At 46.0% G+C, this 22,734-nt stretch carries 29 protein-coding genes; 5 read left to right on the top strand and 24 right to left on the bottom strand.

The genetic code is table 11. The features are described 5' to 3' along the window. Nucleotides 1–550 precede the first annotated feature (550 nt). From parA to Q0688_RS10515, 5 genes are all read left to right on the top strand, one after another. Nucleotides 551–1,189, top strand: a complete 639-nt coding sequence (parA, locus tag Q0688_RS10535) for a ParA family partition ATPase (RefSeq protein ID WP_016785919.1) — start codon at nucleotides 551–553, stop codon at nucleotides 1,187–1,189. Beyond that, nucleotides 1,182–1,490 carry a hypothetical protein gene (locus tag Q0688_RS10530; RefSeq protein WP_299075780.1) on the top strand — a complete coding sequence of 103 codons (309 nt, stop codon included), beginning with the start codon at nucleotides 1,182–1,184 and terminating at the stop codon, nucleotides 1,488–1,490. Before parA ends, Q0688_RS10530 begins: the two co-directional genes overlap by 8 nt. Before the next feature lie 77 nt (nucleotides 1,491–1,567). Then, on the top strand, nucleotides 1,568–1,723 hold the full coding sequence (locus Q0688_RS10525) for a hypothetical protein (RefSeq protein WP_016785917.1): 156 nt from the start codon (nucleotides 1,568–1,570) through the stop codon (nucleotides 1,721–1,723). Next, nucleotides 1,724–1,930: a hypothetical protein gene (locus tag Q0688_RS10520; protein ID WP_016785916.1), complete on the top strand. Its 207-nt coding sequence runs from the start codon at nucleotides 1,724–1,726 to the stop codon at nucleotides 1,928–1,930. Between the two features lie 100 nt (nucleotides 1,931–2,030). Next, entirely contained in the window at nucleotides 2,031–2,198 is a 168-nt protein-coding gene (locus tag Q0688_RS10515) for a hypothetical protein (protein WP_016785914.1), read from the top strand. Here the strand turns inward: Q0688_RS10515 and Q0688_RS10510 are convergent. The 24 genes from Q0688_RS10510 to Q0688_RS10395 form a co-directional block, all read right to left on the bottom strand. Beyond that, on the bottom strand, nucleotides 2,195–3,196 hold the full coding sequence (locus Q0688_RS10510) for a contractile injection system protein, VgrG/Pvc8 family (protein WP_016785913.1): 1,002 nt from the start codon (nucleotides 3,194–3,196) through the stop codon (nucleotides 2,195–2,197). The two genes, Q0688_RS10515 and Q0688_RS10510, sit on opposite strands and share 4 nt — an antisense overlap. After that, on the bottom strand, nucleotides 3,187–3,393 hold the full coding sequence (locus Q0688_RS10505) for a tail protein X (RefSeq protein WP_016785912.1): 207 nt from the start codon (nucleotides 3,391–3,393) through the stop codon (nucleotides 3,187–3,189). Before Q0688_RS10505 ends, Q0688_RS10510 begins: the two co-directional genes overlap by 10 nt. After that, a complete protein-coding gene (locus Q0688_RS10500) occupies nucleotides 3,368–3,772 on the bottom strand; it encodes a phage tail protein (RefSeq protein ID WP_016785910.1) in 405 nt (134 codons plus the stop codon). The genes Q0688_RS10505 and Q0688_RS10500 overlap by 26 nt, the downstream gene beginning before the upstream one ends. Next, entirely contained in the window at nucleotides 3,772–5,562 is a 1,791-nt protein-coding gene (locus tag Q0688_RS10495; protein WP_299075769.1) for a hypothetical protein, read from the bottom strand. Before Q0688_RS10495 ends, Q0688_RS10500 begins: the two co-directional genes overlap by 1 nt. Before the next feature lie 105 nt (nucleotides 5,563–5,667). After that, nucleotides 5,668–5,958, bottom strand: a complete 291-nt coding sequence (locus Q0688_RS10490; protein ID WP_299075766.1) for a phage tail assembly protein — start codon at nucleotides 5,956–5,958, stop codon at nucleotides 5,668–5,670. A 57-nt stretch (nucleotides 5,959–6,015) separates the two neighbouring features. Beyond that, complete coding sequence (locus Q0688_RS10485) at nucleotides 6,016–6,531, bottom strand: phage major tail tube protein (protein WP_265572412.1); 516 nt, start codon at nucleotides 6,529–6,531, stop codon at nucleotides 6,016–6,018. Then, nucleotides 6,531–7,997, bottom strand: a complete 1,467-nt coding sequence (locus Q0688_RS10480) for a phage tail sheath C-terminal domain-containing protein (RefSeq protein ID WP_299075758.1) — start codon at nucleotides 7,995–7,997, stop codon at nucleotides 6,531–6,533. Before Q0688_RS10480 ends, Q0688_RS10485 begins: the two co-directional genes overlap by 1 nt. 66 nt (nucleotides 7,998–8,063) lie before the next feature. Then, nucleotides 8,064–10,772, bottom strand: coding sequence for a phage tail protein (locus Q0688_RS10475; protein ID WP_299075755.1), 2,709 nt, complete (start codon nucleotides 10,770–10,772; stop codon nucleotides 8,064–8,066). A gap of 6 nt (nucleotides 10,773–10,778) precedes the next feature. Then, entirely contained in the window at nucleotides 10,779–11,411 is a 633-nt protein-coding gene (locus Q0688_RS10470; RefSeq protein WP_299075752.1) for a phage tail protein I, read from the bottom strand. Next, nucleotides 11,408–12,301 (bottom strand): baseplate J/gp47 family protein, encoded by an 894-nt coding sequence (locus Q0688_RS10465; protein ID WP_299075749.1) that lies wholly within the window; start codon nucleotides 12,299–12,301, stop codon nucleotides 11,408–11,410. The genes Q0688_RS10470 and Q0688_RS10465 overlap by 4 nt, the downstream gene beginning before the upstream one ends. Further along, nucleotides 12,301–12,639, bottom strand: a complete 339-nt coding sequence (locus Q0688_RS10460) for a GPW/gp25 family protein (RefSeq protein WP_016785897.1) — start codon at nucleotides 12,637–12,639, stop codon at nucleotides 12,301–12,303. The genes Q0688_RS10465 and Q0688_RS10460 overlap by 1 nt, the downstream gene beginning before the upstream one ends. A gap of 5 nt (nucleotides 12,640–12,644) precedes the next feature. Next, the gene (locus Q0688_RS10455) at nucleotides 12,645–12,935 is read right to left on the bottom strand and encodes a PAAR domain-containing protein (RefSeq protein ID WP_299075744.1); all 291 of its coding nucleotides are present in this window, start codon (nucleotides 12,933–12,935) and stop codon (nucleotides 12,645–12,647) included. Beyond that, the gene (locus Q0688_RS10450) at nucleotides 12,923–13,405 is read right to left on the bottom strand and encodes a hypothetical protein (protein ID WP_299075741.1); all 483 of its coding nucleotides are present in this window, start codon (nucleotides 13,403–13,405) and stop codon (nucleotides 12,923–12,925) included. Before Q0688_RS10450 ends, Q0688_RS10455 begins: the two co-directional genes overlap by 13 nt. Beyond that, complete coding sequence (locus tag Q0688_RS10445) at nucleotides 13,405–14,034, bottom strand: phage baseplate assembly protein V (RefSeq protein ID WP_299075739.1); 630 nt, start codon at nucleotides 14,032–14,034, stop codon at nucleotides 13,405–13,407. The genes Q0688_RS10450 and Q0688_RS10445 overlap by 1 nt, the downstream gene beginning before the upstream one ends. Before the next feature lie 34 nt (nucleotides 14,035–14,068). Then, nucleotides 14,069–14,599 carry a hypothetical protein gene (locus tag Q0688_RS10440; protein WP_299075736.1) on the bottom strand — a complete coding sequence of 177 codons (531 nt, stop codon included), beginning with the start codon at nucleotides 14,597–14,599 and terminating at the stop codon, nucleotides 14,069–14,071. After that, the gene (locus Q0688_RS10435) at nucleotides 14,596–15,186 is read right to left on the bottom strand and encodes a hypothetical protein (RefSeq protein WP_299075733.1); all 591 of its coding nucleotides are present in this window, start codon (nucleotides 15,184–15,186) and stop codon (nucleotides 14,596–14,598) included. Before Q0688_RS10435 ends, Q0688_RS10440 begins: the two co-directional genes overlap by 4 nt. Next, entirely contained in the window at nucleotides 15,149–15,499 is a 351-nt protein-coding gene (locus Q0688_RS10430; RefSeq protein ID WP_299075730.1) for a head-tail joining protein, read from the bottom strand. The genes Q0688_RS10435 and Q0688_RS10430 overlap by 38 nt, the downstream gene beginning before the upstream one ends. Further along, entirely contained in the window at nucleotides 15,492–15,683 is a 192-nt protein-coding gene (locus Q0688_RS10425; protein ID WP_299075727.1) for a hypothetical protein, read from the bottom strand. The genes Q0688_RS10430 and Q0688_RS10425 overlap by 8 nt, the downstream gene beginning before the upstream one ends. Before the next feature lie 61 nt (nucleotides 15,684–15,744). After that, nucleotides 15,745–17,715, bottom strand: coding sequence for a phage major capsid protein (locus tag Q0688_RS10420; protein WP_299075725.1), 1,971 nt, complete (start codon nucleotides 17,713–17,715; stop codon nucleotides 15,745–15,747). Next, the gene (locus Q0688_RS10415) at nucleotides 17,687–19,243 is read right to left on the bottom strand and encodes a phage portal protein (RefSeq protein WP_299075723.1); all 1,557 of its coding nucleotides are present in this window, start codon (nucleotides 19,241–19,243) and stop codon (nucleotides 17,687–17,689) included. Before Q0688_RS10415 ends, Q0688_RS10420 begins: the two co-directional genes overlap by 29 nt. Continuing rightward, on the bottom strand, nucleotides 19,243–19,770 hold the full coding sequence (locus Q0688_RS10410) for a hypothetical protein (protein ID WP_299075720.1): 528 nt from the start codon (nucleotides 19,768–19,770) through the stop codon (nucleotides 19,243–19,245). The genes Q0688_RS10415 and Q0688_RS10410 overlap by 1 nt, the downstream gene beginning before the upstream one ends. Beyond that, complete coding sequence (locus Q0688_RS10405; RefSeq protein WP_299075717.1) at nucleotides 19,764–21,737, bottom strand: terminase gpA endonuclease subunit; 1,974 nt, start codon at nucleotides 21,735–21,737, stop codon at nucleotides 19,764–19,766. Before Q0688_RS10405 ends, Q0688_RS10410 begins: the two co-directional genes overlap by 7 nt. Continuing rightward, entirely contained in the window at nucleotides 21,721–22,278 is a 558-nt protein-coding gene (locus Q0688_RS10400) for a terminase small subunit (RefSeq protein WP_299075715.1), read from the bottom strand. The genes Q0688_RS10405 and Q0688_RS10400 overlap by 17 nt, the downstream gene beginning before the upstream one ends. Before the next feature lie 237 nt (nucleotides 22,279–22,515). Continuing rightward, nucleotides 22,516–22,722, bottom strand: a complete 207-nt coding sequence (locus Q0688_RS10395; protein ID WP_016785883.1) for a hypothetical protein — start codon at nucleotides 22,720–22,722, stop codon at nucleotides 22,516–22,518. Between the last annotated feature and the right edge of the window lie 12 nt (nucleotides 22,723–22,734).

The raw sequence follows: 22,734 nt of genomic DNA, 5'->3' as shown, positions 1-22,734 counted from the left end.
CCTCCACCACATCAACTGTACCCACAGAATACGTATTCTGTGGGTACAGTTGATGTGGTGGAGGTGGGTACAGGTATCAAGTGTGGAGGTGGGTACAGTTGATGCGGTGGAACACGGTACAGTTATAGTGATTAACGTCACCTTGATTCGGGTTCACTTATTTTTCGTATTACATTAAAGGTGGGTACAGTTGTTTTGTTGATGGTAGATTTGACGCAGGTATTAACTAAACAGTTGATGCATGGGTATCACAACGCTTACTAGATCGCCCTAGTAATTAGGTTTGCTCACGCACCAAATAGGCTCAGGGTTGATTGCAGTAGCCCAAGCGCAGGGCTTACAAGAGGTGTGTACAGTTAAGTCCTTTGCGTATTAAAGAAAGGATTCAATAGATTAAACTATTGTTATATATGAATATTTCCTTGTTTATGTAAGGAGTTAACCCTACCGTAGCTATAACCAATGGTCACAAAAATATAAAAATACATTTGTACAAATGTAAAAATGGTCTTATTATCTTCGAACACTAACCGACTAAGGAGCTTAACAAATGGCAAAGATAGTCTCTTTCTTGAACCAAAAAGGCGGGGTGGGTAAAACCACTACTGCTGTCAACGTGGCAAGCCAACTGCACGCAGATGGTGATGCTGTTCTACTGGTAGACCTTGACCCACAAAGCAGTGCTACAGACTGGTCTGCAGCTCAAACCGACGAAAATACATTCCCTGTAATTCAAATGGGTAAGAACCTGGTTCGTGACCTTCCACGCGTATCTCATGGATATGACTGGGTAATCATCGACGGCGCACCACAAGTGGCTGAATTAGCTGCTCTAGCGGTAAAAGCAAGTGATGTAGTGCTTATACCTTGCCAACCATCACCGTTTGATGTGTGGGCGTGTGGTGACCTTGTTGACGTGATCAAAGTTCGACAGGAAGTAACTGATGGCAAACCAAAGGCTGCGTTCGTGGTATCGATGGCCATCAAAAACACCCGACTTAGCACCGAAGTAAAAGGTGCTCTAAGTGAATATGAGTTACCTGTATTTGATGCGGGAACAACTCGAAGTGTGGTGTATGCAGAAACAGCTAAGAATGGTGGTAGCGTTCTAGACTTATCACCTGACCACCAAGCTTCATTTGAGATCCGTAAACTGGCTAAAGAACTGCGAGGCTTCGTAAATGTCTAATTCATTAAGTGCTAAACGCCCAAGCCGACCTACAAACAAAGGCAAAGAAGACGCCCTGAAAGCAGCTGCTCAAGCAGATGACTATCTAAATGGGCCGACAACATCAGCACGTTATGATCTAGACAAGCGCCTAAAGCGTGGACTTAAAAACCTAAGTTCTTGCGCTGTAAACCAATTTGGAACAACGGATAAAGTTACAGAAAGAATGCTGATTCATGAAGCTATTGAAGACTTATTGAAGAAGTATGAATCTGGTGACGGGCGTTATGCTCTAGAGGAAGAGTTTGAATTTAAGCGATAGTAAGAAGTAAAGCTTGTGGGGCTGGCTGCAACCAAACCCCACTTGTGACACAACCAAAACCGACTAAGGAGATAATTATGTCTGATGCTGATTATATGCGTATTCACCGCTGCCGTCTAATCGACTTGGAAAAGATGGATAAAAACCAGTTATTTCTCTATATCGAGCTTCAGCCCGATTTTCTAAGAAACCTGCTTATGCGCTCATTTGGCTATCTATTTTCGGGGGTTTAAATGTCTGAGGCAATCAAAGCTGCTGAACGCGCTCCCAATGCAATTGAGCATCTGATAAGGGAAATGCTAGAAGCTAAAGCAACTGATAATGTGATTGGATTAGGTGAGTTGGAACTGGAAGGGAAACCACTGCAGATACAGCTGGTGGTAACTATGAACCAAGAAGATTTTCTTGATGACGATTCAATTATAAGTGATGACGATTAATTAAGAGCCCCGAAAGGGGCTCTTTCATTGTGTGGCTAACATCCTTGACCGGATTATCAGACAGGCGATAATAACTAACTGTTTTAATAGGAGGTTTATTATGGCTTTAAAACCATGCAGAGAATGCAAAAAAGAAGTGGCCACTGATGCTACTACATGCCCTCATTGTGGCTGTAAATCACCAGTGGCTAATGTTGAAGTAATATTGAAAGGTGTTGGTGTTCTGGTGGTGCTTGCGGTGTTTGCTTACGTTTGGATCACGAACTAACTTGCGCCATGGTCACCAGAAAGACGCAGCTGTAAACCTGACTCGCTGAGTGACCATTCCACTGACTTCAAGCGCCAATTACCATCTTCTACATCACCAAACCCATCAAGACTAACATGACCCTCAGCAACCAATGCCATCAATGATGAACGTGCTGGCATCGTAATATCCAAAGTATCACTGCCTGACTTAACACTTTTTGCCCTGGCTACAACCGCAGCTTTAGCTTCTTCATAGTTGGGATATTTGAACACAATCTTAAATTCTGGCTCTCCGGTACCTGTAGATACCTCTTTAATGTCACCAGATTCAAGATCATGATAGGTTGCAACCACACGACGAACATCATTGCGGCTGCTGAACCGGCACTGCCACGTTGTCACTTGGTGCGGTTGAATTGTGATGTTGGTAAGCGCCTTGCCAGACGCTGATTTTCCTTCTCCCTCTTTAAGAAATAGCCAATAACCATTAGCAGGCTTGCTCACTGCACCATAACGTTTAGCTAGGCGAGTCAAAAGGTTCATATCACTTTCACCCACCTGATCAACGTGGGTAATCTTGATGCTATCTAGCTCACTGTTGATTCGAGGCACTAAACCATGATCTGAGGCCACGGTTTTAACCAAATCACCCAAGGTTACATCATCAAAACTTCGAGTTTTCTGAGTCTGTAAACTTCCTGGTTGTTTCCGGTTATCCATAGGAGCTGCGTTAGCCACTATTTGTACTCGTCTTGGTGGGCCACTAGATGTAACCTCATCAACAACATATTGCCCTTTATCTATCAACTCACCATTGAACCCCAAACCAAGACGCAGAACGGCGCCTTTTTTCGGGGTAGCAACAGAATCCGGCAAACTGACAGTAATTGCTAAGCGGTCTGACTCACTGCCTGCGTTATCCGTCAGAGTTAAGCTAATAAGATTTCTTTGAATGACGGCAGTAATATCATTCCCATCGGCAGAAAGAGAAAAGTCTGGGCGGTAATCTAATCCCATAAACTGGCTGACTCCTTAGCAACTGGTGTCGGCAAGTCCGGCAATGTTATTTGAATACCACTTGGAAGAACGGCGCCACGATCAGCTAAACCAGGATTGGCTTTTAATACTTCCGTAACGGCACTTTCTCGACCATAGTGACGCCAACAAATAGCATCAATCATATCGCCCTCACGGGTTCTGTAAGTCGTCGCCATAAAATGATAACTCCAAAGTAAAAGACTGATGCCTCGGCAGGCCACCCTTGATGAACTTGGTGTTAGTTTCGGTTAAATCAGTCATAACCCAGTAACCCATTACATCGCCAAGACCGCTAACAAGCAGCTGAGGCTTGTATTCGTTCCCCATATCCGCCAATTTTTCCACTTGATGAGTACCAACATCACGGAAAGTAGTAGCAATTTGCCCATTAAGTGAAATTTTAACGGGCGCCTTGCCTGTGTATTGAAGAAGATCAGACTGGCCTATACGTGATTGCGAATTCCACCGCCACTGCCACGTTCTGACCAGTTCATTATAAGCGGCGGAATCAATATTGAACTTGAAACCGCCAAGAGAAAGCATAACTTGAGCCATCAACCAGCCTCCGGTAAGTCATAAAGCGCACTATCTTGATAACCACCAAGTTTTGAATGCACTGATTGAGCAACTTCTGCAGGGGATTGACCAGGGGCTGCATAGACTTTGATTTCACCTACCTGCTGATGAACTGTATTGCCTTGGCTGGCAGGGTAAGACCCATTAATAGCCGTTACAGCTCGGCTTTGTGCTGCATCTTGTTGGATCTGATGATAAGACTTCACTTCTGGTGCCGGCGAATCACTATCCCAGAACTTCAAAGAGTCCATCCAACCACTAACGGTATCCCAAATGCCTGAGACTTTAGCTAAACCAGCATCAAAAATACCTGTAATACCGCCCCACATATCAGAGAAGAATCCGGTTATCGGTTCCCAGTTGTTAATGACCATCCCAAGCGGTGACCAATCAAACAAAGTTTTGATGAAATTGAACGTTGCAGGAAACTCAGTTTTAAACCAGGTAAGTGTTTCACTAAACCAAGCTGTTACCGCATCCCAATTTTGATAGAGCTCAATACCAGCGAAGATCAATGCACCAACAGCCGCAACGGCTAAGCCTATCGGGTTTGCAGCCATAACAGCGTTAAAACCTGCCATACCGACTTTCATTGCTCCAATCGCTTTCACTGCTTGGTAACCAGTGGCAATCATACTGCCTAAACCCATGACCAACTTGCCAGCCAGTAATGACGCAACAGCCATGCCTACGGTTTCCCAACCGCCAAATATCTGCACCACCCTATTAACCATGGCGCCTACATTCCAAACGGCAACAGCAAAATCTTTAGCGCCATAAACCATGCTTTTTAAGGTGCCAACCACCTCTTCTTTATTTTCTTTGACGTACTTGCTGACTGTGGAGCCCAGTTCTTGAATATCTCCGGCCATCTCACCGCCAACAATGCCAGATATTTCCTGCCATGCTGAACTGATAACCGATTTAAGGTTTTTGAATGACTGACCATAAGCCACCGCACCACTGGCACCTTCATCAGTGAGAAGGTTAAACTCGCGCTGCTCATCCAACAGTTCATTTAAGCCTTTACCTGTATTGCGAATATAGGTAGTGATTTTGTTACCTTCACCACCAAAAAGCATATCAGCCAAAGATGCAGCTTGATCTTTATCACCTACACCTTCAAGGCGCTTCATGATGAATTCAAACTGCTCTGCAGCAGCCATGCCCTCCATCATTGATGCATCTATTCCTAGAGCACCAAATACATCAGAGACAGAAGACTGCTCACCAAGGGCTTTAAATTCACCAAACTTATTCCTTAGCTCTTCAATCATGTCACCGACATGCTCACCGTCTAAGCCTGCTTGCTGAGCTACACCACTCCAAGCTTTGAAGCTATCAACAGTCATGTCATAGGACTTGGCCATACCTGCCATTGTGGCGGTATTTTCATTGGTCACGGTCATTAAGCCTGCCATAGCTGTAGATGTGGCCCATATACCACCAACAGCAACAGCACTTGCGGTACCGATACCGCGCAAGCGGTTACCAATACCTGACGCTTCTTCAAAAGCCTCTGCTTTCTCTCTAGCATCATCAAGTTCATCACCCAGCTGCTTATAACGCCGTGTTAATAAGCTAACATCAGCACCTGCTAGCTTAGATTTACGAATTTCCTTAGTAAGCTTGCCTTGTTCACGCTCAAGTTCTTTGACCGTTTTGGTCGCTTTCCCCATTGACTCATTAAATGCAGAACCAATCTTATTGAAGCTGCCATCAACGGTACCGCCAAGGGTGACAACCGTTTTAAGATTTTGGGTTACCATTTGATTTTTCCTTCTTCGGCAGCAGTTCAATGAACTCTATAAAGGTACTAACTGGCAAATCCAACAACTCAGAGAGTGACCAGCCTGTATGACTGGCCAACACGATTAAGCCTCGTTGGAGGTCTCGTTCTCTGAGCGCTTCTTGCGAAAACCCACGATGACTTTTTGCACCTCGGTATAGTCATCAAGATCCAATTCCTGAATAACTGCAGTCTCAACTTCAGCCAACAACGACATCAAATGCACTTCTTTATCTGCATCAGATTTATTCTGCTTATCCGCAATCAGCTGATCACGAACTTTAGGGCGACGAATGTTAAGTACTTCAATCTTTTGACCACCTAACTCTACTGGGTAGGCAAGTTTTACTTCTTTCTTCTCAACTGGGTATGTCATGGCTTTTATCCAATAAAAAAGGCCGCATCATTGCGGCCTATAAGGTTTAACGGGAAATTAAGAGAGCTGCAGAATAGCGCGGATGCCTTCAAGGACATCGATGCCACCAAGCTTACGAACGTGGTTAACTGGATCGACTTCGATAAGAACCACACCTGCACGAACCACTTTGTAATAGTCCAGCTTCATGGTTACTTTCATGGCTTTATCACGCTGGCTTCCAGTATCCTGAGTATCACGCTCAATCTTAGTGATCATGCCGCCCAGTTCTTCAACTAGGTCATAACTACCACCTGAGAGATCGGTGTAAGTCGAGCGAACCGATACCGCAGTGCGGGTCCCTTGGCGCAAACCAAACAGAGGAAGAACCGTGACATCGACACCAAACAAAGAAAAACTGGCTTCCATACCAGCCATGCCTTCATCAACTGGGATAGGCATATCCATATCGCCAGCTTGAAAATCAGAGGTCAAAACCTCAAGAACGGGTGGCGTGTACTCTTTGGCATTACCGGCTTTACCGATACCATCCACCCAGATAGCCCAGCGGCTAAGTAAGTTGTCACCTGCCATTAGCTAAATACCTCTTCCAGATAATCATTGTTTAAGCGGCTACGGAACACGATGTGCTCAGCCGGATACGGTGGACAGAAATCGAAATCAAAGTACACCAGACCTTTTTGAATGGTCGCTGGCGTGTTCAGCTCTTTATCAGCCCAGCACTCACCGCCCAGAATAGCCCCTAGCGCCTTTAATTCACGCAGATAAGCATTCACCCCTGCAATTACGTCATCGACGTAGGTCTTGGTGATGTTGCGGTCTACAGCCCACATGTGAGAGCGCTGTACGCTGTCATTGATGATGTCAGCGGTTCGGCGAGTCTGTTCAAACGTCCACTTAGGATCCACACTACAGGTACGGTTACCCCAGTGACGGAAACCACCTTCACGAATGATGGTGCTCACCTTGTTTTCGTTCAGCATGTTAGCCGTGGTGTTCGGATCACCAAGCGACCAATCCACTGGCTGAGACGTACCCACAATGCCATAAACCTGCTGGTTCGATTTCGACCACCAGAAACCTTTCTCTGCATCAATACGCGCACGCAAACCTGCAGCACGAGCTGAGTAAGGACGATCAATTTCTTTGGCCTGCTCAGTGTCAAACACTCGCACCCATGGCCAAGTTACTTCAACACGCTCACCAAACTGACGAGCACGCTTGATAGCATCGGTATAGCTGGCAACACGTTCACAATCTGAGTAGAAGATGGCACGGAGGCGCTTGGCTTTCGCTTCACCCTCACTCGATACCGCATCAACCTGGCTGAACTCCGGTGCGATCAGAATGCGCGGGGTGTATCCGGTTTCAGTTTGGCTATCAAGCCAGCCTTGCATAGCCTTAATGACGTTTGCCTGGGTAGTGGCATCATCCGCACCTTCTTCGGCACGAACCACAATGACCAAAGCACCTGTTTGATCAAAAATGTCATCAATTGCGGCGGGTAGCGTACCTCCAACACCTAAGCCTTCAGCACGTTTACGGCTACCTGCAACAGCAACCGGCTTATACAGGGGGAAAGGCTCATTCTCACCGCCAGTGAGATAAGTGCGAGGGGCAGGAGCCACATCACCACTACCATCACCAAGCACAGCAACACCAACCAAAGCAGTAGCATCAACATCGGCTTCAATGGCGGCTTTAATTTCGACTGCAGTCGAAGTGATCACCTTGCTGGCATCCGTTGCCAGCGTGACTTTTACTTTGTTGCCATCAACAGTAACGACCAAAGCTTCATCTGCTGCAGCTGGGTCAACCACTTCAATACTGATTGCATTGCCTTCGGTACCTGCCTTTTTAGCAGTAAACACCATGCCATCATTCAAAATGGCACTGCCAAGCGTTAGCGTTGCCGCAATAGCAGAAGCTGCACCAGGCGCAGTGCCAACCAGACCGATAACGGCTGATTTTACGGTTTGGATAGGGCGCGAACCGTCATCAATTTCGATAACTTCCACACCATGGAGAAATTGCGTCATAGCTAATTCCTATTCGTTGGGTAATAAAAAACCCCGCCGAAGCGGGGTTTATGATTAAAGACTATGTCATAGCGGCTGCACTGGTTCATGAAGGCCTGTATCAGCAAGATAACCATAAAATAACTGACTAGGTGACACACCTCCTGAGACAGAACCAACCTCGCATCGAACACCAATCGCGCTCTGAAGATTGGTAGTTACATATGGTGCAGCTGTTTTAATAATTTGCGCATTATTTAAGTGCATGTGTCCAAATTCAGCTTTCCCATTAACTCTATGAGGAAGCGGTATTATTTGAGTACCAAAGAACCAACCAATTGCATCGGTAGGTAAACCACCCTCATATGTATCATAAGCAATGCATGAACCACCATGAGACTCTAAATAATGGTCTACTGTGATTTCCACGTCGTACATGGTGCATTTACTGATTATCAGACGAATTTTAATTCGGTCATCACCAGTATTTCTTTCTTCTGGAATTTGACCATATTGAATTAACGATTGCTTGAAATCATAGTTCCCCTCATCATACAACGGGTTTTTAGTTGCATTAAAAATGTTTGACAATGACCAGACTGAGTTATGATCACCCTTAGACGCTAAGGATAAAGTAGCTGGCATCTTTACGTACAAATCATTAGGTCCAACTACTGCCGATATATATGCCTTCGTATTTTCACTCTCATAGTTAACATTATCAATGTTTATCCTTGAAGGAATACGGGTGCCTGTCGTTATCGCCCTTCCACCGTAATCAACAATTATCACTCCAAATTTATCACTATCTAGGTGTGACCTCGGTGCTGCAATCACAATATCTTTTATAGTGATACTCTTCCCCCAATCAACAATATCTGCTGCTCCATAATCGCCATTACAGTTAAATGAAACGATTTTAATCGTTTCATCGACGGGAATTTGAGGATCAACTTCTAATCGAAGCCCTGATATATCAATATCTCCTCTCCATTCACTACCGTAATCCGGACGGAACTGAACAATATCATAATGAGCAAAATCACCTTGATTCAGCTTTGTTGAACGACTAAAGAACTTGGTGCAATTTTTAATTCTTAAGTAACCACCGCCTGAGCCAATTAATATGCCCCACTCTTTTATATAGCAATTTCGCATCTCAATGTCATAAATGCCGTAATGACCATCAAGCCGGTTAACTTTACTGTTAACCATTGTAATGCCATTTACTTGCTTTAAACCTGAGAATCCATAACCACAATAAGCGTTCAAGTTATCTAAATATAAATCAACAACGCCTTCCCCGTATAACCCATACGTTCCATCTGTTCCCTCCAAGCGCGTGTGTGCCTCTGCGTTAATATCAACTAACCTAATATCAGCAGCCATGCTTATTTTCATTGTTGCGCGGATGTTCTTCTCATCAGTGCTTACGCAATCTTTAAAGCCGATCAGATTCCAAATAACATTATTTCTGGCTATATCAATAAAGGTATGTGATGGACTGTTATTCTCATCAAGAAAGCCACCTTTTATTGTTATGTATGATTTTTCCATGTCGCGATATTTAACGGTAAGATTGGACGCAGAACTATAATCAAATCTAAGCGGCTTGTTTAACTCACCGTTTTTGCTAACCCTATTTACCTCTGACTTATATATATGGTTACTATCGCTCTTATATCGTTTGATTAACGGTAAATCTGTCTCAATAGAAATCATTGAATTATGCAATGAAGAAAGTGAAGAAAGATGACTGGACGACTTATAAAACTCTGTTTTATCAATGGGCAAGCTAAATTCGTTTAATGGATTACCCTCCGCACGAAATAAAACAGGTATATCCCAAGTAGCAGGACGGCCAACATCTGGATGAACTCGGAACTCTGTCATTCCCCAGTCAACATTCGTATTGATGATAGGCATAAAACTATCATCAATTAACGCAATACCATCTTCATTTACAACAGAAACTTGCTTCAAATTTGCACAGTCATGGCAGTCTTTAATGCTCTCCATGACTATGGATTGTCCATCCAATACCGCGCCGAACTGACGATAATTTAGCGGGCTGCTAATGATTTCAAACTCTCGACCTACTTTGTCATAAGTTAAGCCTATATTTAAATAACTTTTACCAGCTTCTGATGGATTAACCTGACCTGTATAGGTAAATTCCGCGTTACCTTTATCTCCTGGTGTGTAATAGCCCCTAGTAATTAGATGCGTAGCATTTAGATCCAACGTACCTATATCAACAAATGATGATACCGTTTCGGTTCGAGTTAAAACTGTTTTATTAACCCACTCACGACTTGCCGTAACCACATTAGGATCCATTTCAACGATCGGTTCGGCAGAGGTTATAACGAAAATCATCTCTAATGTGACTGGCGTGTTCACATTGCCGTTATTCACTGGCGGCGGAACATAAATCCGCGCATTGTTGCCTACCGCATGGAAATAGGTATTACCATCAAACGTAGCTACGGCGGCAAATTCACGAATTACAAGGTCATTCACATCATCTGGAAGAATTGCTTCTACCTTCAACATTGGCACACTATCTGGTGTTGGTTGAAGAATATCCACTGAATTCACCGGAATACGGGCTAATTCGTTCACTAAAGCAGTTTGTTTTCGGTCTGGCTGCACATATTCATCATTCGCATCACCAATAGCCATATGGGTAAAAGTGATTTGTTTATTCTGCAGCTTACCGTTCTGTTCTGCATTCTCACCGAGAATAGTCAGAATGGAACCATATTGTTGCTGGCTCTCTGGGGGTTGAGTCATGTTTTGTTACTCCAACACTAACGGTAATGGGCCGGACTTAATCTGTATGCCTTGGCGCGAGATGCAAGCCATGCCGTTATTTGATGAACTCACCATTGAGGAAATAATCCATGGCCCCGCCTTCATCTGCATAGCCTGCCGACTCACGGCAACATGCTTTTCTGGCGCTTCTACACGGCTAGTTATGGTGATTTTGGTTAAATTGCTGCGAACATTCTTCGCAGAGTTAATTGCAGGAACCAGATTATTGATTTCAGAACCATCGACAGGAGTTCCTGTTGATACGTAATCAACGCGAAACTCACCAGGTGCTAAATTGTCTTTATCTTCAAACCATTCCGTCACTTTGGTGTCATCACCACGAATGGCACTAACTACCCGCTCTACAGCATCACGGGTACCCTTTTTTCGATGGATATAGATGCTGTCTTTGATCACCTGCCGCTTTCGCTCAACAGGCCACGTTGAATCCCAGTTATCTACCGATAAAGCCCATGCCAAGTGCGGCAATAGGTGTTCAGGGCATTTTTCTGGGTTCCAGATGTCACGGTTTGGAAAAGAAAGAGGCGGTGAAATCACCGCCTCTAAGTCTCGTTCATGTTTGCTGGCATTGGGTGGCAGCAGGCTATTCACCGTCATGTTGTCACCCTCGCTGTCAGCGTAATGCCAGTAGCATAACCAGCACTAAACTGATCATTAATAATGTCTGCAGTAGGCGAGGTTAAATGCACCTTATAAACACCAGGCACGCGCAACGAAGCATAGAAACCATCAAGGGTTAAATCCATGCCTTGACGATGTGAATCAGCCAGCCACTTATCCAGCTGCTCACGCGACGTCTTGAGCACTTCGGATTCATCCGGCCCTGAGAACAACTCCAACTCAGCAATAACAGCAAATTCATTAATTGTGGCACTTTGCACCACCACTTCATCACTGAGTGGACGAGTCCCTTTCGGGGTTAACGTGTCTTCAACTAACTTAATCAGCTCTGCGCTGGCTGCACCGTTACCCTCATGAGAAAGCACTGAAACCGTTACGGTTAACGTGCCTTGCGGGGAGTCAGTCGCAATACTTTTTACTCGACCATCCGCCGATAGTGCCCAGAACTCATAATCATCAGCGCTGCCTGCCGTATTCTTAGCTCGGTTCGATAACTGGATCCGATAACGAAACGCATCATCCGATTCCATTATCTTTTCTCGCGGAGGAACCGCATTAGGATCCCCTTCGTCAATGACCAACCGCTCAACATCAAAATCAGCACCACGCACATCCAAATCTTCTTTGGTTGCGTAGGCTAACATGGTGGCATGAGCACCATCATTGACGCGCTGACGAAGCACAACCTCACGAAAAGCGGCGACTTCCAGAAGCTTGTAAACAGGGTCTGATTCAATGACATCTTGGTAATCAGGGTCTAATTCCTTATAACGCTGGATCCATTCCTGCAGGATTTGTTCATAGTCCAACTGCTCTATCACCGCAGGCTTAGGCAGTTGGCTCATGTCTACGTTCACCGTGGCCATCAATTCACCTCTATGCCTTCCAGTGTTATTTGCTGTCCATTGGGCTTATATTTGCCTTCTATGGTCAGCATTACCGCACCAGGTTGGGCGGATGTAACGATAACCCGTGATACTTCTATCCGCTTTTCCCACTTTTTCAGGGCTTGGGCGCTTTCTGCCACAATGTCTGCCACTGTTTCGGGATTGCCTGGGTTATCAATCAAATCAAACAGTCGGCTACCATAATCACGGCGCATAACGCGTGAGCCTATGGGTGTGGTGAGGATGTCACGCACCGACTGCTTCAAGTGGTCGACGCCACTGAGAGCTCGACCTGTGTTGGCATCCATACCACGCATGGTAGTTATCCCCCTGCAAATACATTTGATGAGCCAGCTGCTACCACTGAGCCACAATCCACCGCATCACCGACACGCCCCAAAGGCTTGCCGTTAACGAAGACGGACGATGAACCACCGGATAAGCTGCCAGCATGACAAGACGGTGAAGGGTCGCAATGCACACCCCAAGCATCACCTTGTCGGTGTACCAGAGCGCCATTGCAAAACACATCGCCACTGCCTGCTGTGCTGGTTCTAGGAGGGAACGCGCCGTGGCCTGTCCCTCCGTCACCTTGTCGGGTTACGGCTGGCATTGCATGTACTCCAGTAATTTCTGCTTACCTGAGCTGTAATCGTGCAAAATCACCATTGTCCAGCTGTTGCTGTGCTCAGTTTCCAATTCTTGGCTTGTGTCTGGGTCGGTTGATTTCACAGTAACGGTAACCGTGATGGTGTAATCCAGTTGGCTAATACTGCTCGGTTTGAACTCCACCAAGTCTTTGCAAGGTGGCAGATCTGGCCAGTCAGATACCCTTAGCACCTGATCACCATCCCGATAATCAAGGAAATCCGGCTTAAACAGACCAGCTAAACTCGCTGCCTGCAGCCGAACACCGCTTAAATCTGCAGAGATAGTGAACGGGTTTGGTTCATCCGGTGACAACGACCAGGTATAACTCAGAACCGTTTCCCCCTCTTCTGCCTGATATGACATCAGATAATCAAGGTTTACCGCCGTATCTGGCAGCTGAAACAGTTGTGGAGCGCTAGGATTCCAACTCATTAGTTCCAATCAATCCGTGTGCCGGTGACTTTCACATTACCGCCTGCCTTAATATCAACATTGCCCGAAGCATCCAGCACCATATTGGTACTGGTTTTGATGTTGAGGTCTTTGGCTGCTTCCACATTCAATGTGGCATCGGTTTTCACCGTGGTCGCTTTCGCCACGGTCACATCAGCAGTGCCATCCACCTGAGCAGTAACGTTGCCTTCAGTATGGACATCTGCATTGCCTTCGATATGTGCAGTCACGTTGCCAGTGGTATGCAAATTCGCATCACCTTGAACATCGATGCTCAAAGTGTGCGTTTTGCGGTTATAGGTAAAAGTGGTGCCGTCCTCATAGCGACTTACGTGTTCATCTGGTGAGGTGCTAGGTACTGGGCTTGTGGCATCCGGCAGGGATGGAAGCACTACGCCTGCAGATAACTCACCGGACTCTGACAAGATGATCACCTGCTCACCAATGGCAAGCGGTTCCCAGTCGGTGCGGTGCTTGTTTGACTCTCGCCCTGAAATCCAAGGAAGCCAGCCCGTTACCGCACCTTTTTCATATTCAACTTTCACCCGAGGTGGTGACTGCTCGAAGTCCACACTATGCACTCGACCACGGCGAATCATGTTCGCCATTCGCCGCTGCAGATCACGGACGATGTAAGGCAAATCACTCATCCGATACCACCTGTTCATATTTGTCTGAATTAGCCTGACCAATGTCTGGTGAGTATCCGACTTTAACCATGGTTGGCGTTAACCCTTCCGGCTTGAACGCATCCTCTCCCACTTCAACATCTTGATTGAAGCGAATAGACCACACTGCGTACTCATCCAATTCAGGGTTAAACGCATCAGGCTCAGCACTGACAAAAACAGCAGGCTCAATCGCCATACCAAAGCGCGACTCTTCCACTTTCAAACCGATAGCCATAGCAGCATTGCGAATTTCAAGCTGATATTGCGCCTCTGCCATCCCGAGAACGGCGAGGATTTCACAGTTCAGCGTGACGGCCAGTTGGCCATTCATAGGTTGGGTTTCTGACCGTTCCCAGTCCATCACCCCAAAGAACGCGCATGGCGCTTTAAGTGCGGTCTGGGTTTCTGGGTAGAAGTCCACTGAATTAAGCCAGGGCAAGTTATCTGCCAGCCATTGCTTCACCGCTTGGTGATAGTCGGTTAAATGAATTCCGTCACTCATCGTTGTGCAATCCGCCCTTTTAAGTCAGTGATAAAGTGCTTGAGAAAAATCTCTGGTATTTGGTCAAAGATTTCATCTTCGATTTTGACGTGAATTGCATCGTTAATCGGGATAGTTTCTTCTCGTACCGGATAACGGGCTTGGCCCTTGCGGGTGAAGATGGACTTTCTTTTTCCCAACCTTGCCACAAAAGAATCAGAATACATCTGAGAGCTTAGCGATGAAGATGACGGTTTAAATTCTGCACCTAATGGTGACTTCTTCGTACCTAATCGCCTTACCCTGCCTTTAAGCTTACTTATTGGCATGTCATTCAAGCCGAACCAAAGCTTCAACTCGTCAAGAGCCTTACCGCTTTTTCTTAAGCGAAATTTTTGAAGACGCTTGCGAATTGCCTTCATGTTTCTTGCTTGCAATTCATCTCGCAATAAACGACGGCCCAACATGTTCAACGTTACGGCCGTTCGTGATAATGCTCGGTTATAGGCTTGGCGAAACTCTTTCTCAGTTCCACCAAGCATTTGTTTAACGGCTTCTAACTCTTCTAAATCAATATCGAATAGAAGGTTTTGAGGATTGCTGGCCATTGTGATGCCCTAACGTCAATTTGGTCATTCCAGTGCCGTCTGGTTCTGGTGGTCTAACTACCAGCCACTGCTTGCCTGCCACCGTAACTAAATGACGATGGTTAATACCATTGGCATCTTTATCCTGCAGATAAAGCTCAGGCTCAGAGTCGGCAATATACCCACCGCCCGAAACAGTGCTTAAACTGGCAGGATTATCAAATATCCCCTGAACGGGTCGATCACCGGTACTCAAATGAATGATAACTGGAATGGAAAACTCTGCCATTAAGGCGGAATCCATCTCTGCAACACCTTGAGCCCAATTACTCATCTTCGTCTTCTTCCACTTCAAGCTCGTCTTCTGGAATCCAAACTGCTTTCTTTTGACCAACTAAAGATCGGGCTTCTGAAGGTGTAATGTCGCAGCCCTGACCAACTTCAAGCGCGGTTTCTGGTTTCATTAATCGACCACGACAACGAAATGGTTTTGTAACTAAAATTGCTTTAACTGACATTTCATTTGCTCCAAATAAAAAGCCACTCAATAAGAGTGGCTTCAATAATGATTTAATTTACTTACGCTGTAGGTTTTTTACCCAAGCAGAACGCTGCAGGATGACGAACAGCAATATCAGCATCTTGGAAAGCTACAATACGAAGACGACCTTTCGCACTATGAGTGTATGGGTCAATCGTTAGATCCAGACCGCCCCACATACCAATCAATAGCTCAGACCAAACACCAAACCAGTAATCACCATCAGTGATCTGGTTGCTAACATGGGTGTTATAACCGTTAACAGTATTGCCCTGCTCCCAAATTGGGCTTCCGTTAGTACCATCAAACTTTTGAGATGTCTTACAGTGACCGCGACCTTTGGCATTCATCAGGTACAGCATAGAACCAATATCGGCATTATCTGCAGCAATCTCCGTTTCCATACCTACGATTTCGTTATAGGTTGGATTAATTGCAGCAAAGTCTTGACCGTTTACACCAGTAATGCCTGCTAGGCCAAGTGGTTGATCACCACCTGTACCATAAAGAGCTGCTTTATCGATTGTCAGAGCCACAGCTTTAGCGATGTCACGACGAGCAAGCATTTCAACATCTGGAGAGCCCTGCATTAACATCTTACGAGTCATTTCAACCATTGCCGCACAAGTGCGGTTCTGCAATTGACGCTCACCAAAGGTGATTTCTGACAGAGTTGCATCAGCATCTTCACCAAGCCAGTAACCTGTTGCACCACCTTCTTGGGTCGGGATAGCAAGATCACCAACAAGACCAGTCAGCGTAGTAGCATATGGCATTACAGCTGATGTGTTGTACAACATATCAATAAAGCTGCCTGACATATGTTCCGTTGCAACCAGATTGCCACCGGTGCCAGATTTCGAAATTGGCCCAGCTGCACGAAGTACATCATTAGGGACGATGATACCTTGAGCTTCACGCTTCATTTTGTCTGCTGCAACTTCTGACGCTTCAAGCTCAAATGCAGCTGCTTGACGATATTTCTCGTTCGTTGGGTTAGACAGGTAACGCAACACATTCAAGAATGAGTAACCACGAATTTCAGAATCAGACAAACCAATATCTGGGCTATCTGCTGCTGAAGGAGTTGCGGCGCGTTTACCAGAACCACCGCCATCTTTAGCACCAGCATCTAGTAGTGCTCGCTGGAAGTCTGCAGCTGTTTTGGTTTTATCACGCAGATAACTGTAAGGGCTAACACCACGGTTACCGTAGGTTTCTGCGAGCTCAAGGATCTCACGTACACGGGTTTGTTCAGCGTCTACGCCAAGATTACGTTCAGTATTGGCTTCTTCGATAACTTCAAGGATTTCAACAATAGCGTCTTTGTCATCGACCTTTGCACGTACCAGACGGCCAGTGGCATCACGAAGGATTTTTTCTTTCATAGTTGGATTGCTCCGTTCTTCAGGTTCAAATTCTGCGCCGTCCGGCAATAGTCCCATTTCACGCAGTTTAGTTTGGTATTTATCAGAAATGTCCAGGCTACGCCCTACACCTACGGTGGGGTCAGCTGGCACGGTAACGAATGAAAGCTCAAACGGCTCCCAGTCGGTGACTCGGTATGTGCGAACATCATCTTCATCTTTCTCAAGCACCATGGCGTGAACCATGTACCCAATGGAAATATGTTTTCGGATCCCCGATTTAACGTCTTGCCAAATTTCTTCAGCTCGGTCGCTGGTACCGAAACGAACCTTGGCTCGACCTGTTTTGTTTTCAATTCTGGCTTCATCTATAACCCCAACTAGGTCATCCCAGTCATGGTTTACTAATGCAGAGGCTCCATTCTCAAATCGCTCCATGCGAACTGAGCCAGAACCATGATCCAGAACTTCAAAACCAAACCAACGAGGAACGGCATGTTCACTGGAAAATGACAACTCAACTGTACGGTCATCTTCATTCACCGATTCAACCGTATAGTTTCGGTAAATCGGCTGACCTGAGACTTGGCGCAACAGTTCGCTAGCGCTCAGGTTATTCTTCTTCTTGTTCGGCTTCGGCATTGCTTGAAACTCCTGTCCCGTTGACCTTTATGCCAAGGATTTTCATGATCATGTCTTCAGGTATTCCCTCATCACGCATAGCTTGTATGTCTGCCGCATAGGCTTTCCATACTTCTGCTGGGTCACGCCCTGACTCTCGGATAGCTTCACCTGGAGACTTGCGGCCATTTGTTGAGGCTTCAGTAATGGCTTTTTCTTCCTTGAGAGGATCAACCCACTCCCAACGGCGTGCTTGCCACTCCACAGCCAAAAACTTCTCATAGCGTGATGCAGGTAGCGGGGTTCCGTTAGTGTTTAGGATTTGTCCAGACAGTAAGGAGTATTCAAGCCAACGCTCATAAACCCGTTGGCATACAGCTTCAATGAACCACTCTTGCAGTTCTTTCCAGCCGTCACGTTCATCAAGTTTTCCTTGTCGAATGGAACTAAAGTTCACACCTTCAAGGTCATTGGCAAAGGTGTTGTAAGCGGCGCCCTGACCAGTAGCCATACCTCGAAGCATGTGTTTAGAAAAAGCTGCAGTATCTGACGAAGGGAAGTCTGGAGAATAATCAACGGGCTCATAACCCACAGGCAAGGTAACTACCGTGTTAGCTTCAAGCTCAATATCAGGCTCTTCAACTTCACCATCATCATCTACTTCAAATACATCAGGATCCGCTTTTAGCACCATTGTTTTACTGGCACCGGCACGAGCATTAATAACTGATGCCTCTTCAAAACCTGCTAGATTACGCATCCGACTTAAAGAGGTATGATTCCAAGGTATCCCTCGAAACTGTTCTGGATGCTCTTGGTCAAAGATGTGAAGCATGTTTTCAGCAAGTACACGCTCAAATTCTTTACCATCATGACGGTACGCATCAGCCAGAACGCCAGCTTTGGTTTCAACCATATAGGCAACTATTCGCCCGTAAGGCGTCATTTCAATGCCATGACGGATGATATTTCCGTTAGCTAAGCGTGAATCATTCAGGCTAATTGGTACCCGTAATGGATCCAGTAACTGGATAGCAAAGCCCCAAGGGCCAGCTGCTGAACCTTCTACCAATCGAACAAAGGATTCACCACTACCGACAACAGTATTCAAGATCACTCGTTTAGCTCGGCGCCAATCCAAGCGACCATCAACTGTGCAGTTCTCTCGTCGAGACCACTTTTTGAAAGCTTTCTCTACTGCAGCATTACCGTAAGTGTCTAAACCACCAGACGGTTCTCTAGCTCGCACTTGAAGAATTATGCCTTTGTGGCCAAGCACGTTCTTTCTAACTTCACGCACAAACCCACGGGCATAATCGTTATTGCTGATTTGTTCCCTAGAACGAGCAACCAACACCGAAAGCTTTTGATCAATCATCTTGCCTATCGGCACGGGCGATGAATCCCAAGTAGCGTTATTTCTATCTGGATCAGCTGCAGCAAATAAGCTTCTTGATGATGAATTAAGTCGAATGGTTGGCGCTTTGCGGCGCTTCCTAGAAGTATCTTGAGGCGCTATCTGCGGTGACCGTTTAAATGGATTCCACATTACCGCATCCTCACTTTGTTAATTTTGAACAGGCTTCGGCCAGCTTTCTTTCTGCGCTCATTGTTCACCTGCCGGATAAATCTCGCTTCGAGTTTTAACAAATCACTAAGCGGGGTTTTTTCCAGGCTGCGACCTCCAAACGACAGCTTGAGCTGATCGGAAGTTGCCCGATTAGCCAATGTTGCCTGAATGGCAAATAACGCTTTTTCAGCATCACTGCGCGGGTCATGGCTATCCATTGCTGCTAGGTTTGGCAGCACTGTCAGCCGCTCGCTCACTGGCTGGTGAACATCCTCTCCTTTAGTCACCCGTATCAAGGCACTGTACTTCTCTGCTGACCATTGAGCGGTTTCTGCTGCAGTAGCAGAAAACACAAAATCATCACCGTCATTTGTGGCAGTGATTTCAACTTTGTTGTTCAGCGAAACTAGATAGAGGTTGGCACCCCACTCACTGGCAGGGTAATCAAGGAGAGAAACACGGAAGCTAACCGACAGACCTGAAACGATCTCTGTCGGGATTACCATGATTTTGCAAAGTTTCCTTTTTTACGCCGGATTATTCGGCGCTTACGTTTCTTTAATTTAACAGGCTTAATTTCATCTTCGTCCTGCTCATCGTCTTCAGCCTCATCGGCTACCGTGTCCGGTTCGGTTTCATCCTCATCGTCCTTCGGTTTTTTCTTTGTCCGGTCAATACGGAGCATTCTGGCACACATGTAGTTCATGCCCTCACAGTCAAGAAAGTGGTTATCTTTACTGACTCGGTTCCACTCGCCTTTTTCCTCATCAAACTCTTCAGCAACAATCTGCTTACAGTAGTCTTCAGAAACATCGGCTGGCAGCAACCAATCACCGGTTCGACCACGATCCCAACGAACACGGTTATGAACCCAAGCTTTGGCTAAACTGGCATCAAAGTCCCAACGCTTATCACCACGCTTACGAACCTTACCTTGTTTATCTACTTCAACCCGGGTCATTCGGAATGGTTTGGGTAGATGCTTCCATCCCATCAGGGCGCGTGCGCGTGATTTGTTACGACGAACCCACGCATAAACCTCATCAGTTCGGTAACCAGCATCAACACCACAAAGGCGGATGCGATGATCACCAAACTCCTGATCCATTAAAGTATCAAGGTCAGCCCATACTTCAGGCTTGTCCGTATCACCCCATAACTCACCAAACTCAATAAGCCTTGATGACATTCCATTCATCCAGCCTCGAACGGTATAAACCAAACGGTTTTTCTGTACGTCGACCGTGCAAATCAGCGTGTGAACACCATCAGGAATATCACCGGATGAGTAGGTAGAACGAAGTTTATAAACTTCTTCCCATTCGGGAGCGTCACCAACTACGGCATAAATCTCACCAAAGCCCGTGTTGTATACAGATAACAACTTATTCGGGTCACCACTTTTTAATGCTTGCAGTAATTTTCTGGCTAAGTATCCATAGCTCTTCTTTGAAGAGAATGAACACAACCCACTAACCCAAATACTGAAATGACTGTTTTCCTCGACGGGGTGAATCATTGAATGAAAAGGCATAACCAGCTTCTGGCCATCCTGTTCAAACTCCACATGCTGATCATCATAAGGGCGAGCAATTTGCCCTGGAGCAATAGCAACACCCTTAGCATTCATAAGCTTTCGCTTATTATCTTCAATCTGTGAACCACAGTGAGGACAAATCAGCCTAGCCTCTTTTGCGGCTTTAGCTGGCGTACATTCATCTTCAGTACCCTTACCAGGCCACCAAAGCAATTCACTTCGAGGTATGAAATATTCATCACAGTCTGGACAAGGTACTGACCATTCATGACGCGTTCCTTGCTCCCACTGCAACCAGATAGGGCTTGAAACTTTACCTTTAGTTGCAACAGCCCAGTGCGTCATTCCTGTGTCGGGATGAACTGTCGTGGATACTTTCCCGTGAGTTGGTGTACTTGTCAGCCCAAGTTTTGAATCTGTATAAGCATCACCACGCGCCTCTGCAATTTCATCCAATGAACCTTCGCCAGTGGCGTTTTCATCTGGACGGTCAAGCTCATCAACTAAGGTGATCACGGCGGAATCTGATGCCAACTCAGTGGCTGAACCCGCCCACGCAAAACGCAAAGAAACACCTGCGATGCGCTTTTTATGTTTTGAACTTTTCTTGTCGAACTTCACCCATAAGCTTTTTGCCTCGGTAAACATTTCAACAATTTTCGGCTCAACCACATTATTTATGTTTGATTCTGTAGGGCCGACATAAATGATCGGGGCAGGTTCGTCATCGAGACGCCAACCGATAACATTTTGCATGGTGGCAGATTTACCCATCTGCGTACCCATGACGAATGTGATTTTATTGAATACTGGATCGGCAAACGCGATACAGACTGGAATCATGTACGGTGTTGATGTTGTATCGAATGGCCCAGGTATCGGAGAACCTGGAGGCATGATTCTATTTTGCGTGGCCCACTCAGCTGCGTTCCTCATCGGTGGAGCTTCCACCATCTCCGCCGCGCTTAGCACGATATTCAGTAACGAATTCACGGATGCGGTCAGCGGTGGCAGCTCGGACACGTCGACACTCAACGTCGATAATGTGCTTACATTTTGCTGGTTCATCTACTGGCGCAACCTCGGGAGCTAGCCGAGCACCAAGGCCGTTGCATTCGTTCCCGAACAAGGTGCTGATGGCATATAAAAACTGGCCTACGTCCTGAAGGTCAATCACTGACTCTTCAGCTTTCTTGGCTTCAACCTCGGCCTTCCTACGTTTGGCTTTTGTCAGCAACAACTCTTCACCATCTTTGGTGCCAGCTTTTGGAGTGTTGTCCTCGGATTCAGTCTCTCCCAGTTGCTTTTTAACTTCTCGTTCGATGAGCCACTTAATGGCAGATTCAGTATCAATGATCAAAGGCTTGCCTCGACCACCGCCACCTTCATGCGGCATACCTTCATCAATGAACGTACCGATCCATTTTGGCGAGTAGCCAACCAGTTCAGCGAATTCGTTTCGATTTACTTTGGACATAAGTACAAATGTTCATTTGTGAGAAAGGACAAAAGATAAATTGTGATTTTGTACGGAAGTCCTTTGTTTTAGAAGCTGCTCCCAACTCATAAAACAAAGAAAACCCACGCCAGTTCTGGGCTGGCAAGAACAGTCCTTTCTTTTTATCAAGGGAAGAAAGGACTGGATTTTCGATCATAAAACGGGGCAAACAGGGCGAGTCTCAGCCCCGTGGTGTTCCCAACTCTGGGGAAGTACCTAAACCTTTTTGGGTGCTTGCGATAGCACACGCAGCACTGCTAAGGCGATGCCAAGCAAAGCATTGACCAGTGCATACACTGTGATGCTCAGCTCTTGCTGCAGCAATGGTAGCAATGAGATAGCAACGTTCACCAAGGCCATGAAGAATGCACACTGCACAGACCAAAGCTGCCAGGCTTTCTTCCAGTTCTCTATTAGTTTCATGTTGTGTCCTTA

This window comes from uncultured Paraglaciecola sp. (assembly GCF_937123705.1).
Taxonomy (GTDB): domain Bacteria; phylum Pseudomonadota; class Gammaproteobacteria; order Enterobacterales; family Alteromonadaceae; genus Paraglaciecola.
This window is presented reverse-complemented; position numbering and strand designations above follow the sequence as displayed.

Coding starts and splice junctions, on each gene's coding strand:
- Q0688_RS10530 (WP_299075780.1), top strand. CDS start 1,182: ATGTCTAATTCATTAAGTGCTAAACGCCCAAGCCGACCTACAAACAAA.
- Q0688_RS10425 (WP_299075727.1), bottom strand. CDS start 15,683: ATGTCAGTTAAAGCAATTTTAGTTACAAAACCATTTCGTTGTCGTGGT.
- Q0688_RS10470 (WP_299075752.1), bottom strand. CDS start 11,411: ATGACGGTGAATAGCCTGCTGCCACCCAATGCCAGCAAACATGAACGA.
- Q0688_RS10480 (WP_299075758.1), bottom strand. CDS start 7,997: ATGACGCAATTTCTCCATGGTGTGGAAGTTATCGAAATTGATGACGGT.
- parA (WP_016785919.1), top strand. CDS start 551: ATGGCAAAGATAGTCTCTTTCTTGAACCAAAAAGGCGGGGTGGGTAAA.
- Q0688_RS10395 (WP_016785883.1), bottom strand. CDS start 22,722: ATGAAACTAATAGAGAACTGGAAGAAAGCCTGGCAGCTTTGGTCTGTG.
- Q0688_RS10525 (WP_016785917.1), top strand. CDS start 1,568: ATGTCTGATGCTGATTATATGCGTATTCACCGCTGCCGTCTAATCGAC.
- Q0688_RS10450 (WP_299075741.1), bottom strand. CDS start 13,405: ATGAGTTGGAATCCTAGCGCTCCACAACTGTTTCAGCTGCCAGATACG.
- Q0688_RS10430 (WP_299075730.1), bottom strand. CDS start 15,499: ATGAGTAATTGGGCTCAAGGTGTTGCAGAGATGGATTCCGCCTTAATG.
- Q0688_RS10475 (WP_299075755.1), bottom strand. CDS start 10,772: ATGACTCAACCCCCAGAGAGCCAGCAACAATATGGTTCCATTCTGACT.
- Q0688_RS10465 (WP_299075749.1), bottom strand. CDS start 12,301: ATGGCCACGGTGAACGTAGACATGAGCCAACTGCCTAAGCCTGCGGTG.
- Q0688_RS10400 (WP_299075715.1), bottom strand. CDS start 22,278: ATGTCCAAAGTAAATCGAAACGAATTCGCTGAACTGGTTGGCTACTCG.
- Q0688_RS10415 (WP_299075723.1), bottom strand. CDS start 19,243: ATGTGGAATCCATTTAAACGGTCACCGCAGATAGCGCCTCAAGATACT.
- Q0688_RS10490 (WP_299075766.1), bottom strand. CDS start 5,958: ATGACATACCCAGTTGAGAAGAAAGAAGTAAAACTTGCCTACCCAGTA.
- Q0688_RS10505 (WP_016785912.1), bottom strand. CDS start 3,393: ATGGCGACGACTTACAGAACCCGTGAGGGCGATATGATTGATGCTATT.
- Q0688_RS10445 (WP_299075739.1), bottom strand. CDS start 14,034: ATGGCGAACATGATTCGCCGTGGTCGAGTGCATAGTGTGGACTTCGAG.
- Q0688_RS10510 (WP_016785913.1), bottom strand. CDS start 3,196: ATGGGATTAGATTACCGCCCAGACTTTTCTCTTTCTGCCGATGGGAAT.
- Q0688_RS10520 (WP_016785916.1), top strand. CDS start 1,724: ATGTCTGAGGCAATCAAAGCTGCTGAACGCGCTCCCAATGCAATTGAG.
- Q0688_RS10420 (WP_299075725.1), bottom strand. CDS start 17,715: ATGCCGAAGCCGAACAAGAAGAAGAATAACCTGAGCGCTAGCGAACTG.
- Q0688_RS10405 (WP_299075717.1), bottom strand. CDS start 21,737: ATGAGGAACGCAGCTGAGTGGGCCACGCAAAATAGAATCATGCCTCCA.
- Q0688_RS10410 (WP_299075720.1), bottom strand. CDS start 19,770: ATGGTAATCCCGACAGAGATCGTTTCAGGTCTGTCGGTTAGCTTCCGT.
- Q0688_RS10485 (WP_265572412.1), bottom strand. CDS start 6,531: ATGGCAGGTGACAACTTACTTAGCCGCTGGGCTATCTGGGTGGATGGT.
- Q0688_RS10460 (WP_016785897.1), bottom strand. CDS start 12,639: ATGCGTGGTATGGATGCCAACACAGGTCGAGCTCTCAGTGGCGTCGAC.
- Q0688_RS10435 (WP_299075733.1), bottom strand. CDS start 15,186: ATGGCCAGCAATCCTCAAAACCTTCTATTCGATATTGATTTAGAAGAG.
- Q0688_RS10455 (WP_299075744.1), bottom strand. CDS start 12,935: ATGCCAGCCGTAACCCGACAAGGTGACGGAGGGACAGGCCACGGCGCG.
- Q0688_RS10500 (WP_016785910.1), bottom strand. CDS start 3,772: ATGGCTCAAGTTATGCTTTCTCTTGGCGGTTTCAAGTTCAATATTGAT.
- Q0688_RS10515 (WP_016785914.1), top strand. CDS start 2,031: ATGGCTTTAAAACCATGCAGAGAATGCAAAAAAGAAGTGGCCACTGAT.
- Q0688_RS10440 (WP_299075736.1), bottom strand. CDS start 14,599: ATGAGTGACGGAATTCATTTAACCGACTATCACCAAGCGGTGAAGCAA.
- Q0688_RS10495 (WP_299075769.1), bottom strand. CDS start 5,562: ATGGTAACCCAAAATCTTAAAACGGTTGTCACCCTTGGCGGTACCGTT.